At 67.2% G+C, this 11983-nt stretch carries 10 protein-coding genes and 1 other RNA gene; 4 read left to right on the forward strand and 7 right to left on the reverse strand.

Features of this window, described 5'->3' with window-relative positions; all coding sequences use genetic code 11:
• Positions 1 to 39 precede the first annotated feature (39 nt).
• Positions 40 to 522: a hypothetical protein gene (locus ACNKFW_RS17100; protein ID WP_024845209.1), complete on the forward strand. Its 483-nt coding sequence runs from the start codon at positions 40 to 42 to the stop codon at positions 520 to 522.
• Here ACNKFW_RS17100 and ACNKFW_RS17105 read toward each other — a convergent pair.
• From ACNKFW_RS17105 to ACNKFW_RS17130, 6 genes are all read right to left on the reverse strand, one after another.
• Positions 519 to 1736 carry a glycosyltransferase gene (locus tag ACNKFW_RS17105; protein ID WP_147428819.1) on the reverse strand — a complete coding sequence of 406 codons (1218 nt, stop codon included), beginning with the start codon at positions 1734 to 1736 and terminating at the stop codon, positions 519 to 521. The two genes, ACNKFW_RS17100 and ACNKFW_RS17105, sit on opposite strands and share 4 nt — an antisense overlap.
• The gene (locus tag ACNKFW_RS17110) at positions 1733 to 3349 is read right to left on the reverse strand and encodes an ABC transporter ATP-binding protein (protein WP_147428818.1); all 1617 of its coding nucleotides are present in this window, start codon (positions 3347 to 3349) and stop codon (positions 1733 to 1735) included. The genes ACNKFW_RS17105 and ACNKFW_RS17110 overlap by 4 nt, the downstream gene beginning before the upstream one ends.
• The gene (locus ACNKFW_RS17115; protein WP_024845206.1) at positions 3346 to 4452 is read right to left on the reverse strand and encodes an ABC transporter permease; all 1107 of its coding nucleotides are present in this window, start codon (positions 4450 to 4452) and stop codon (positions 3346 to 3348) included. The genes ACNKFW_RS17110 and ACNKFW_RS17115 overlap by 4 nt, the downstream gene beginning before the upstream one ends.
• On the reverse strand, positions 4452 to 5591 hold the full coding sequence (locus ACNKFW_RS17120; protein ID WP_024845205.1) for a microcin C ABC transporter permease YejB: 1140 nt from the start codon (positions 5589 to 5591) through the stop codon (positions 4452 to 4454). Before ACNKFW_RS17120 ends, ACNKFW_RS17115 begins: the two co-directional genes overlap by 1 nt.
• A gap of 43 nt (positions 5592 to 5634) precedes the next feature.
• Positions 5635 to 7497 (reverse strand): extracellular solute-binding protein, encoded by a 1863-nt coding sequence (locus ACNKFW_RS17125; protein WP_147428817.1) that lies wholly within the window; start codon positions 7495 to 7497, stop codon positions 5635 to 5637.
• A gap of 205 nt (positions 7498 to 7702) precedes the next feature.
• Positions 7703 to 8233, reverse strand: a complete 531-nt coding sequence (locus ACNKFW_RS17130; RefSeq protein ID WP_024845203.1) for a c-type cytochrome — start codon at positions 8231 to 8233, stop codon at positions 7703 to 7705.
• Positions 8234 to 8396: 163 nt separating this feature from the next.
• Between ACNKFW_RS17130 and ACNKFW_RS17135 the strand changes: the two genes are divergently transcribed.
• Positions 8397 to 9278 carry a prephenate dehydratase gene (locus ACNKFW_RS17135; RefSeq protein WP_147428816.1) on the forward strand — a complete coding sequence of 294 codons (882 nt, stop codon included), beginning with the start codon at positions 8397 to 8399 and terminating at the stop codon, positions 9276 to 9278.
• Between the two features lie 15 nt (positions 9279 to 9293).
• Here ACNKFW_RS17135 and ACNKFW_RS17140 read toward each other — a convergent pair whose 3' ends face one another.
• A complete protein-coding gene (locus tag ACNKFW_RS17140; protein ID WP_147428815.1) occupies positions 9294 to 9758 on the reverse strand; it encodes a hypothetical protein in 465 nt (154 codons plus the stop codon).
• Positions 9759 to 9976: 218 nt separating this feature from the next.
• Between ACNKFW_RS17140 and ACNKFW_RS17145 the strand changes: the two genes are divergently transcribed.
• Together ACNKFW_RS17145 and ffs are read left to right on the forward strand one after the other, a co-directional pair.
• Positions 9977 to 11773, forward strand: coding sequence for a bifunctional 2',3'-cyclic-nucleotide 2'-phosphodiesterase/3'-nucleotidase (locus tag ACNKFW_RS17145; protein ID WP_418025088.1), 1797 nt, complete (start codon positions 9977 to 9979; stop codon positions 11771 to 11773).
• A 48-nt stretch (positions 11774 to 11821) separates the two neighbouring features.
• Positions 11822 to 11918, forward strand: an RNA gene (gene ffs, locus ACNKFW_RS17150) — signal recognition particle sRNA small type.
• The last annotated feature ends 65 nt before the right edge of the window (positions 11919 to 11983 follow it).

Genomic DNA, 11983 nt, shown 5'->3' on the forward strand with positions numbered 1-11983 from the left:
GCGCATGTTTCCCCTGCGAACAGCCGAAGGACCGGCCCCATGCGCAAATCGCTTCTTTCCCTGATCCTCTGTACCGCGCTGATGCCCGCCGCAGCCGGGGCACAGGATTACGAACCCCCGCTGGCCGACGAGCCGCCGCCGCAGGGCCTGCCTGCACCCGACGAATCCGACACGCTGGAGCGCGGGCTGGAAAACTTCATGCGCAACCTTCTGGAACAGGCCGAGCCGCATCTGGACCGGCTGGGCCGCGACCTGGGCGATACGCTGGGCGCGGTCGCGCCGGTGCTGCAGGACATCGGCAAGCTGATGGACGACGTGCGCAACTACCAGGCACCCGAGCGGCTGGAGAATGGCGACATCCTGATCCGCCGCCGCGCCGACGCGCCGCCGCCCCCGCCGGTGGGCGATGCGCTGCGCGACATGCTGCGCCCCGCGCCCGAGGACGACCCGCGCCTGGCCCCGCCGCCCGAGGCGACGCCGCCACTGCCCGGACGCGACCCCGAAAGCGAGATCGAGCTTTAGGGCGCGAAGCTTTCCACCCAGTCGATCAACCGCGGCAGGCAATGGCCGTGCAGGTCATAGCCCTGCCGGATGGTGTCGCGCGCCGCCGCCCGCAGGCGCGGCGCCTCGGGGTCGCCGGCCAGGCCGCGGATCAGCGCCGCCTCCAGCGCGGGCTGGTCGAAAAACGGCACCAGCCGGCCGTTCTCGCCGTCGCGGATCAGCTCGCGCACCGGCTCGGTATCGGAACCGACGACATAGCAGCCCGCCGCCATCGCCTCGGTCAGCGACCAGCTGAGCACGAAGGGATAGGTCAGGTAGCAATGCACCCGGCTGACCTGCAGCAGCGCCAGATAGTGCGAATAAGGCACCCGGCCCAGGAAATGGATGCGCGCCAGGTCCAGCCGGCCGTCGAGTTCGGCCAGCAGCTTTTCGCGCCAGCTTGGCGTGTCCTTGGGCAGGCCGCCATAGCTGGCCCCATCGGCGCCGACCAGCACCACCTGCGCATTCGGCCGCGTCCGCAGCACCTCGGGCAACGCGCGCATGAAGCGGTGAAAGCCGCGATAGGGCTCGAGCGAGCGCGAGACATAGGTCAGAACCTCGTCCCCCGCCCGCAGCTTGCGGCCGTCGGGCAGCGCAAGCTCGGCCTGCGGATCAGGGCGGACCTTCTGCGTGTCGATGCCGTCGTGGATCACCGTCAGCTTGCCGCGCAATTCCGGCGGAAAGGATTTCGCCTGGTATTGCGTCGGCGACAGCCCGGCATCGGCCTGCACCAGCCCCTGGATCAGATGCGCCGAGCGCGCGACGGTGCCGACCCGCGCCTCGTCGCTGCCGGGGCTGATCTCGGGGTCGAAGCCGACGTCATGGCCGCGGGTGCGATACATCAGCTCGGCATAGACCAGCAACTTCGCCTCGGGCCAGATCTCGCGCAGAAACAGCGTCTCGCCCCAGCCGCTATGGCCGAAGATCAGGTCGGGCGCATAGCCGTGCCGGTCGCGCAAGGCCCGGCAGCCGCGGGCCGCGACCCAGCCGCGCTCGGCCATCTCGCCGTAGGTCCGGCCCAGCATGGGCGGCAGGTCCAGCGCGCCCGGTGTCTTGTAGCGCAGCACGCGGACCGGAGAGGCGCGCTGGTTCTTCTCGTCCGTCAGCGCCATGACGTGATGGCCGCGCGCGGCCAGGGCCGGCGCCAGATGCAGGAACTGGCCGGGGAAATTCTGGTGAATAAAAAGGATTTTCAACTGGTTGCCTTAAGATCTTCACTTGTTACCGCAAGAAATGCCGCCTGGATCAACTGGCGGGTATAATCGCTTTCGGGACGCTCGAAGACCGCGTCGGTCGAGCCTTGCTCGACCACTTCTCCGGCGCGCATGACCATGATCTGATGCGACATGGCGCGCACGACGCGCAGGTCATGGCTGATGAAAAGATAGGCCAGCCCAAGCTTGCGCTGCAAGCGCCGCAAAAGCTCGACGATCTGCACCTGCACGGTCATGTCCAGCGCGCTGGTCGGCTCGTCCAGAACCACCAGCTTGGGGTTCAGGATCATGGCGCGGGCGATGGCGATGCGCTGGCGCTGGCCGCCGCTGAACTCATGCGGATAGCGATGCAGGGTGGCGGGATCCAGCCCGACCTCGCGCATCATCGCCTCGACCATCTCGCGGCGGTTGCGGCCCGGCTCGATGCCATGCACGCCCAGGCCCTCGGCGATGATCTGCTCGACCGTCATGCGCGGCGACAGGCTGCCGAAGGGATCCTGGAACACGATCTGCATGTCGCGGCGCAAGCCGCGCAGCGCCCGGCCCGGCACCCTGGAAATGTCGCGGCCCATGTAGAGGATCGGCCCGTCGCTTTCGATCAGCCGCATGATCGCCAGCGCCAGGGTGGTCTTGCCCGAACCGGATTCGCCGACGATGCCCAGCGTCTCGCCGGCCCGGACCGAGAGGGTGGCGCCGTTCACCGCCTTCACATGGCCGATGGTGCGGCGCAGGAAGCCGCGCTGGATCGGGAACCAGACCTTCAGATCGCGGGTCGAGACCACCTCGGGCGGGTCGCCGGCCAGCGGTTCGGCCCGGCCCTTGGGCTCGGCCGCCAGCAGCATGCGGGTATATTCGTGCTGCGGATGGGCAAAGATCTGCTCGACCGGGCCCTGTTCGACGATCTCGCCGCCCTTCATCACGCAGACCCGGTCGGCGATGCGGCGCACCAGGCCCAGGTCGTGGCTGATGAACAGCATCGACAGCCCCTCGGCGGCCTTCAGTTCCGCCAGCAGCTCCATGATCTGCGCCTGGATGGTCACGTCCAGCGCCGTCGTCGGCTCGTCGGCGATCAGCAGCTCCGGCCCGTTCGCCAGCGCCATGGCAATCATCACCCGCTGGCGCTGGCCGCCCGACAGCTGGTGCGGGTAATCGGCCAGCCGCGTTTCCGGGTCGCGGATGCCGACGCGGGTCAAAAGCTCGATGATCCGCGCCCGCGCCGCCGCGCCGCGCAGGCCCTGGTGCAGCGCCAGGCTTTCGGCCAGCTGCCGCTCCAGCGTGTGCAGCGGGTTCAGCGAGGTCATCGGTTCCTGGAAGATGAAGCTAATGTCATTGCCGCGCACCCGGCGCAATTCCGCCTCGGCGGCACCCAGCAGTTCCCGCCCGTCATAGCGGACCGAGCCCGCGACCTCGGCCGCCTCGCCCAGCAGCCGCACGGTCGACAAAGCCGTGACCGACTTGCCCGAGCCGGATTCGCCGACCAGCGCCACCGTCTCGCCCTTGGCCACGGTGAAGCTGACGCCCTTGACGGCGGGCACCAATTGCCCGTCCTGCCGGAACCCCACCCGCAGGTCGCTGACTTCCAGAACCGGCGTCATCGAAAGGTCTTTCTTGGGTCGAAGGCGTCGCGCACGCCTTCGAAGATGAACACCAGCAGCGACAGCATGATGGCGAAGCTGAAGAAGGCGGTGAAGCCCAGCCAGGGCGCCTGCAAGTTCTGCTTGGCCTGCAGGGCCAACTCCCCCAGCGAGGGGGCCGAGCTGGGCAGGCCGTAGCCCAGATAATCCAGCGCCGCCAGCGACGAGATGGTGCCGGTGACGACGAAGGGCAGCATGGTCAGCGTCGCCACCATGGCATTGGGCAGGATGTGGCGGAACATGATCGTGCGGTCATTGACGCCAAGCGCGCGGGCGGCGCGGACATATTCGAAGTTGCGCGCCCGCAGGAACTCGGCCCGCACCACGCCGACCAGCGCCGGCCAGCCGAACAGGATCGAGACGAAGACCAAGAGCCAGAAACTTCGCCCCAGAATCGCGAACAGGATGATAATCACGTAAAGCGAAGGGGTTGAACCCCATATCTCAAGCAATCTCTGAAAGACCAGATCGGTGCGACCGCCGAAATAGCCCTGCACCGCCCCCGCCGCGATGCCCAGAAGCGAGGCGACCACGGTCACGATCAGCGTGAACAGGATCGACAGGCGAAAGCCGTAGATCACCCGCGCCAGCACATCGCGCGCCGTGTCGTCGGTGCCCAGCCAATGCGCCGCATCGGGCGCGCTGGGGGCGGTGCCGACATTGTTGATGGTGCGATAGTGATAGGGGATCGGCGGCCAGAGCATCCAGCCCCGCTCGACCGCCTCGCCCGCGACCTGGCCGGTCTCGCGCGCCTCCTGCTCGGTCGCCTCGGGGTCGTCCCAGCATTCCTCACGCCCGCCGGTGCGGATCAGGCATTGCACGCCGGGATCGGTATAGATCGCCTCGGTGCCGAAATCGCCGCCGAAGGCGGTCTCGGGATAGAAGCGATAGACGGGGAAATGCAGCTCGCCCCTGTAGCTGACCAGGATCGGCTTGTCGTTGGCGATCAGTTCCGCGAACAGCGAGGCGACGAACAGGATGGTGAAGACCACCAGCGACCAGAAGGCGCGCTTGTTGCGGCGGAAATTGCGCAGCCGGCGGCGGTTCAGCTCGGTCATCGCCATCAGCCGGCCCTCCGCTCGAAATCGATGCGCGGGTCGACCAGCACATACATCAGGTCCGAGAGGATCCCGACCAGCAGGCCCAGCAGGCCGAAGACGTAAAGCGTGCCGAAGATCACCGGGTAGTCGCGCTGCACCGCCGCCTCGAAGCCCAGTCGGCCGAGGCCATCGAGCGAGAAGATGGTCTCGATCAGGATCGAGGAGCCGAAGAACACGCCCAGGAACATCGACGGAAACCCGGCGATCACGATCAGCATGGCGTTGCGGAAGACATGGCCGTAAAGCACCCGGCCCTCGGTCAGGCCCTTGGCGCGGGCGGTCATGACATATTGCTTGTTGATCTCGTCCAGGAAGCTGTTCTTGGTCAAGAGCGTCAGCGTGGCGAAGCTGGAGATGGTGGTGGCCGTCACCGGCAGGGCGATGTGCCACAGATAGTCCTTGACCTTGCCCCAGAGGCTCAGATCAGCCCAGTTGTCCGAGGTCAGGCCGCGCAGCGGAAAGATCTGCCAATAGCTGCCGCCCGCGAACAGCACCATCAAGAGGACCGCGAACAGGAAGGCCGGGATGGCATAGCCGACGATGATCGCGCCCGAGGTCCAGGTGTCGAAGGGCGTGCCGTTCCTGACCGCCTTGCGGATGCCCAGCGGTATCGAGATCAGATAGGCGATCAGGGTCGACCACAGGCCCAGCGTGATCGAGACCGGCATCTTTTCCAGCACCAGGTCGATGACCGAGATCGAGCGGAAGAAGCTGGTGCCGAAATCGAAGCGGACGTAATTGCCCAGCATGATCAGGAAACGCTCGGCCGCACCGATCTTTTCCTTGCTGCAATCGGGGGATTTCAGGTCCGGCTCGCCCTGGTGGCCCGGCATGCAGGCGATGCGGGCAAAGCCCATCTGCACCTCAAGCTGGTCCAGCAATTCGGGCGGGATGCCGCGGGCGCCGGCATATTCGGTGCTCTGCGGCGACTCGCCCGCGCCGCCGGTAATGTTGCGCAGCGCGTCGCCCTCGCCCTGGACGCGGGCGATGATCTGCTCGATCGGGCCGCCGGGAACGAATTGCGTCAGCGTGAAGTTGACCAGCATGATGCCGATCAGCGTGGGTATGATCAGCAGCAAGCGCCGCAGGATATAGGCTGCCATCCGTCCCCTTGCTCCGCCTTGATCCGCGCCGGCCCCGCAGGGTCTAGCGCAGCGCGCCGGATTGTTTCAGCTTTGCCGCCTTATCCGCGTCATACCACCAGAAATCAAGCTCACCCAGCGCATAGGGCGGCAGGGTCTCGGGATGGCCGAAGATGTCGTAATAGGCAACGGTATACTGGGCCTTGAACCATTGCGGCACCCAGAAGCGCAGCGCCCGCAGGCTGCGGTCCAGCGCATGGGCCACGGTGATCATCTCTTCCTCGGTCTTTGCCTCGATGCCCAGCTGGATCAGCCGGTCGATGGCCGGATTGGCCAGGCCCATCGGGTTGAACACGTCGCCGACATTTTCCGAGCCGAAGGTCTGCTCGGTATCGCCGGTCAGGAAATAGCCCTGGGAGACATGATCCGTCACGATGTCGAAATCATGGCTGCGGGTGCGCGCGGTCAACTGGGCGTCGTCCACCCGCAGGTTCACCGCGTCGATGCCGATGGCCCGCAGGTTCTGCACGAAGGGGTTGATCACCCGGTCGAAGGTGGCGCTGTCGTTCAGGAACTCGACCCGCAGCACCTCGCCCTGGGCATTGCGGCGCATGCCGTCCGCGCCCGGCTTCCAGCCCGCCTCGTCCAGCAGCTGCGCCGCGCGGCGCATGTTGCGCCGGTCGAGCTGGGTCTTGCCCGAAACGGGCTGAAGCACCGCGTCGTCGGTCAGCACGCCCGGCGGCAGATCCTTGGCCAGGGGCTCCAGCAGCGCCAGCTCGGCCGGCGTGGGCTTGCCCTCGGCCATCAGCGGGCTGTTTTCCCAGGGCGAGTTCACCCGCGCGTAAAGCCCATAGAACAGCGTCTCGTTCGACCATTCGAAGTTGAACATCAGCCCGATGGCCTCGCGCACGCGGATGTCCTGGAACTTGGGACGGCGCAGGTTGAAGACCCAGCCCTGGCCGTTGGCGATGCTGCCGTCGGGCAGCGCCTCCTTTTTCACCGCGCCGGATTGCACGGCAGGGAAATCATAGCGCGTCGCCCAGTGGATCGAGCTTGCCTCGTTGCGGAAGGTATAGACGCCGGCCTTGAAGGCCTCGAAGGCGCTGTCGTAATCGCCGAAATACTCGACGCGGATGCGGTCGAAATTGTGCCGGCCGATGTTGATCGGCAGATCCTTGCCCCAATAGTCGGGATTGCGCCGCAGGGTGATCGAGCGGCCGGCATCGGCCCGGTCGAACATGTAAGGCCCCGAGCCGACGAAGGGGATGTTGCTCGACTGTTCGATGTCGCGCTTGTTCTTGCGGAAATCCTCGCGCGAGAAGACGATCTGGCCGCCGACCGACTGGATCACGTCCCGGCGCGGATAATCCGGCCGGAAGATGAACTTGATGGTGCGGTCGTCGATCACCTCGGCCTTGGCGACGATCTTGGAAATGATCGTGCGATACGAGGACAGGCCCTTGTCGCGCAGCAGTTCAAAGGAAAACAGCACGTCATGCGCGGTCAGCGGCGTGCCGTCCGAGAATTTCGCCTCGGGGCGCAGGTGGAAGATCACCCAGTCGCGGCTTTCGGGATATTCGATGGTCTCGCAGAGCAGGCAATAGGCGGTGCCGATCTCGTCGGCGACGCCTTCCATCAGCGGCTCCAGCATGGCGTTGGACAGCATGGCCGCGCGGCCGCGGTGGGTATAGGGGTTGTAGCTGTCGAAGCCGCCGCTGAACCATTCCGAAATCTCGCCGCCCTTGGGCGCATCGGGGTTCACATAGCGCAGATGCGGGAAATCGGCTGGCAGTTCGGGTTCGCCGAAGACCGCGATGCCATGCGACACGATGGTCCGGGGCTCCTGCGGCTCCTGCGCCAAGACCAGGCCGGGCAGAAGCGCCGTGAAGGCAAGCATCGGGGCATGTCGCAGGAAACGCATCGTCATCGGGTCTTGTCGATCCTTGTTCTGGTTCTGGCCTTGTTCTGGTTCTGGCCTTGCTCGAGGGCGGCGGCGCGCCCGCGGCAAGGCTAGCAGCCCTCGGGCCCGGTTCAACATGCAAATGCGTGATCCGCCGCGCGGGGCCGGGCCGCGGCAACGAAAAAGGGCGCCCCCAAGGGACGCCCCATGCCTGCCGCGCGGGCCGCGCCGCTTACTGCTGGCCCTGCAGATAGGCGATCAGGTTGGCGCGATCCTCGATCTTGGGCAGGCCGGCGAAGGACATCTTGGTGCCCTTGATCACGGTCTTGGGATTGGCGAGGAACTCTTGCAGCGCCTCGGGCGTCCAGTCGCCGCCATGCGCCTTCATCGGGTCGGAATAGTTGAAGCCATCGACGCCGGCGACCGCGCGGCCGACGACGCCGTTCAGATGCGGGCCGACGCCATCGTTGCCGTCCAGCTTGTGACAGGCCTTGCACTTGCCGAACACCTTCTCGCCCGCGGCCGCATCGGCCGAAGCCAGGACGGTGGCGAAATCCGGGCCTTCATCGGCCGCGGCGTCGTCGGCCCCGCCGGCATCCTCGACCGGGATGGTGTATGCCTGGGCGTGTTCCTCGCCCTCGGCGCCATGGCCCGAGACGCCGACGTGAAAGATGCCCGATGCCGCCCAGCTCATCAACAGCAGGAACAGAAGCGAGCCGATTAGCGCACCGGCTGCCTTGGTGACGGTCATGGTATCGAACATGTCTGCGGATCCCCTGGGCTGTCCGTGGATTTGGCCGTATCTACCCGCTTTTGTTCCACCGGTTCAAGGTGTAGTTGTCGCTGGCAAAGCACAAAACGGACCAGGAGGCCAGCCCGGCACGAGGGCAAGGCCCAGGCCGCCACCCCGAGCCAAGGTGTGATCCATGACCGACGCCCCCACCCAGAACGTGATCGCATTCCAGGGCGAACCCGGCGCCTACAGCCACCAGGCCTGCCGCTTCTATCGCCCGCAGATGGAGGCGCTGCCCTGCCGCACCTTCGAGGACACGATCGAGGCGGTGCGGGCCGGCAAGGCCGAGCTGGCGATGCTGCCGGTCGAGAACTCGACCTATGGCCGGGTGGCGGACATCCACCACCTGCTGCCCGAAACCGGGCTGCACATCATCGACGAGGGCTTCGTGCGGGTGCGCATCAGCCTGCTGGCGGTGCCCGGCACCAAGCTGTCGCAGATCAGCGAGGCAATGAGCCACCCGGTGCTGCTGGGTCAATGCCGCGGCTTCTTGCGCCGCCACGCCATCCGCAGCATCGTCGGCGCCGACACGGCCGGCTCGGCGCTGGAGGTCGCGCGCCGGGCCGAGCCGTCGCTGGCCGCGCTGGCCGCGCCGCTGGCGGGCGAGATCTACGGGCTCGAGGAACTCGCCTCGGGCATCGAGGACCGGCAGAACAACACCACCCGCTTCCTGGTCATGGCGCGCCAGCCCGATTTCAGCCGCCGCACCAATGCCCAGGGCGGCACGACGATGATGACCAGCTTCGTCTTCCGGGTGCGCAACATCCCGGCGGCGCTCTACAAGGCGCTTGGCGGCTTTGCCACCAACGGCGTCAACATGACCAAGCTGGAAAGCTACATGGTGGACGGCGTCTTCACCGCGACGCAGTTCTATGCCGACATCGAGGGCCATCCCGAGGATCCGCACGTCGCCCGCGCGCTGGAGGAACTGGACTATTTCACTTCCAGCCTGAACATCCTGGGCGTCTATCCGGCCGATCCGCTGCGCGCCGCGCAGTCGCAGGCGGCCGCGTGATAGGCAGGCCGGCCGTTAGGCAGCCTGCGCGCCCGAGGCCAGGTCGGCGATGAACTCGCCGATCCGCCGGCCGAATTTGCGGTCCAGCTGCGCCTTGCCCAGCTTGGCAGTCTGCAACATCAGCCGCGCCTTCATGCTGCGCGGACGCGCCTCGGTCTCGAAGATCATCCGCGACTTCGTCCGGGTCAGCGCCACCACGGACATGCGGATGACCAGGTCGAACTGGTCGGATGTGCCGTTGAGGACCAGCAACTCGGGCGCGTCCAGCCGCGCCACCTCGGCCGTGACTTCGCGATGGCGGCCGCGCCAGTCGAAGCCGATCAGCCAGCGCATTCCCACCCCAGGGGCGGCCAGGTCGTCGAGCCGGCGCACCGTCGCCCCGCGCCGCACCAGCATCCGCTCGATGGCGTGAAAATTGCTGGCTGCACGGAACAGGGCCTCCGCGGCCAGGTCGACATCCCGTCGGGTCGAAAACTTCATTGCTGATCCAGTCAAATCAAAGAAACCAGGCACCGCCCCGGTCATCCCATGTTGTGCCGGGGCATGCAAGTCGCCGCCCGCAAGGGCCAACAGGCCGCAGGCATGAAATACAATCCAAGGTTGCAATATGTATCAATAGACTGCATTCATGCGTCATGACTTGCATATGCTCCGTTCCCAAATCGCATTCTGGCGTCAAGTCCATTGCAGTTCGCGTCTTGGCGACGACCGATCTGCACATGCATATGCTGGGTTACGACTATTTCGCCGACCGCCCCTCGGGGCGGCTGGGGCTGTCGCGGGCAGCAGCCCTGATCGCCCGAGCACGCCAGACGGCACGCAATTGCCTGCTGTTCGACAATGGCGACGGGCTGCAAGGCAGCCCGATGGGCGACTACCTGGCCGAGATGGACGACATCGGCGCCCGCCAGCCGCATCCGGCCATCGCGGCGATGAACGCGCTCGGCTATGACGCGGCGACCATCGGCAACCACGATTTCAGCTTCGGCCTGGGCTTTCTGCGCCGCACGCTGGAGGGCGCCGAGTTTCCCGTCGTCTCGACCAACCTGCGCCCGCACCATCCCCTGCCGGTGCAGGCCCATGCCCTGCTGACGCGGCAGTTCCACGACGACCAGGGCCGGACGCATGCGCTGCGCATCGGCGTGCTGGGCTTTCTGCCGCCGCAGACCGTGGAATGGGAACGCGGGCTGAAGGCCGAGATCGAGGTTCAGGACATCCTGCTGGCCGCCCGCACCGGCATCGCGGCCCTGCGCGAACAGGGCGCGGAACTGATCGTGGCGCTGGCGCATAGCGGCATCGGCGCGCTCGCCCCGGCGCCGATGATGGAGAACGCGGCCACCGCGCTGGCCGCCCTGCCCGGCATCGACGTGGTGATCGCCGGCCATACGCATCGGGTGTTCCCCTCGGCCGACCACCCGCAGGGGCCGGGGATCGACGCCCGCCGCGGCACGCTGGCCGGCAAGCCCGCGGTCATGCCCGGTTTCTGGGGCTCGCATCTGGGGGTGATCGACCTGCGGCTGGAGCCGCTGGCCCAGGGCTGGCGCATCGCCGATTTCACCTGCCGCGCCGAGCCGGTCGGCGCCGACGAGGATCACCCCGCCGTCACCGGCCCGGCCCTGTCCGCCCATCGCCAGACCCTGCGGCATTTCCGCCGCCGGATCGGCCGCACCGAGCGGCCGCTGAGCAGCTATTTCTCGCTGATCGGCGAGGATCCCGGCCTGCGGCTGGTGGCCATGGCGCAACGCTGGCACGTGCGGCGCGCCCTGCGCGGCACGCGCTGGCAGGATCTGCCGATCCTGTCGGCGGTCGCACCGTTCCGCGCCGGCGGCCGCGGCGGGCCGCAGCATTACACCGACGTCCCGGCCGGGCGGCTGACGCTGCGCAACATCGCCGATCTCTATCTGTTTCCGAACCGGATCTGCGCCATCCGCCTGACCGGGGCCGAGCTGTGCGAATGGCTGGAACGCTCCGCCAGCATGTTCCTGCGCATCGAGCCGGGCAAGCCGGACCAGCCGCTGATCGACCCCGAGTTTCCCAGCTACAATTTCGACATCATCGACGGGCTGGGCTGGCAGATCGACCTGAGCCGCCCGCCGCGCTACGCGCCCGACGGAAAGCTGGCCCATCCCGATTCGCACCGCATCTGCGCTCTGACCCACCGCATGCGCCCGGTCGCGCCGGACCAGCCCTTCATCTTGGTGACGAACAGCTACCGGCTGTCGGACAGCGGGCTTTTCGCCCCGGTGGCGGCGGGACGGCCGGTGCTGCTGGACAGCTCCTGCCCCACCCGCGAGGTGCTGCGCCGCTACGTGGCGCAACGCCGGGTGCTGGCCCCCAACCCCCGCGCCGGCTGGAGCTTTCGCCCCCTGCCCGGCACCTCGGTCCTGTTCGAGACCGGGCCTGCGGCGGCGGGGCATCTCGACGGGCTTTCCACCCCGGTCGAGCCGGCCGGAATCGCCCCCGACGGCTTCCTGCGCCTGCGCCTGCACCTGTAGGCGGCCAAGCCGCTTGCATCCCGCCGCGCGCGCGCCTATCTAGGCGGCGAGAGGTTGGCGCGGGCAGGCGCCTCGCCAACCCGGTCAGGTCCGGAAGGAAGCAGCCGTAACGAGTCCCGCTTGGGTCGCTGTCCAGCCTCTCACCCAGATTTCCCGACGATGGCAAGGATCGTGCCCGCATATCCGCGGTCGACCGGCACCGATGCCGGG

Source organism: Paracoccus sp. TD-10, assembly GCF_048270675.1.
Lineage (GTDB): Bacteria > Pseudomonadota > Alphaproteobacteria > Rhodobacterales > Rhodobacteraceae > Paracoccus > Paracoccus pantotrophus.

Coding starts and splice junctions, on each gene's coding strand:
- ACNKFW_RS17100 (WP_024845209.1), top strand. CDS start 40: ATGCGCAAATCGCTTCTTTCCCTGATCCTCTGTACCGCGCTGATGCCC.
- ACNKFW_RS17110 (WP_147428818.1), bottom strand. CDS start 3,349: ATGACGCCGGTTCTGGAAGTCAGCGACCTGCGGGTGGGGTTCCGGCAG.
- ACNKFW_RS17115 (WP_024845206.1), bottom strand. CDS start 4,452: ATGGCGATGACCGAGCTGAACCGCCGCCGGCTGCGCAATTTCCGCCGC.
- ACNKFW_RS17120 (WP_024845205.1), bottom strand. CDS start 5,591: ATGGCAGCCTATATCCTGCGGCGCTTGCTGCTGATCATACCCACGCTG.
- ACNKFW_RS17125 (WP_147428817.1), bottom strand. CDS start 7,497: ATGACGATGCGTTTCCTGCGACATGCCCCGATGCTTGCCTTCACGGCG.
- ACNKFW_RS17130 (WP_024845203.1), bottom strand. CDS start 8,233: ATGTTCGATACCATGACCGTCACCAAGGCAGCCGGTGCGCTAATCGGC.
- ACNKFW_RS17135 (WP_147428816.1), top strand. CDS start 8,397: ATGACCGACGCCCCCACCCAGAACGTGATCGCATTCCAGGGCGAACCC.
- ACNKFW_RS17140 (WP_147428815.1), bottom strand. CDS start 9,758: ATGAAGTTTTCGACCCGACGGGATGTCGACCTGGCCGCGGAGGCCCTG.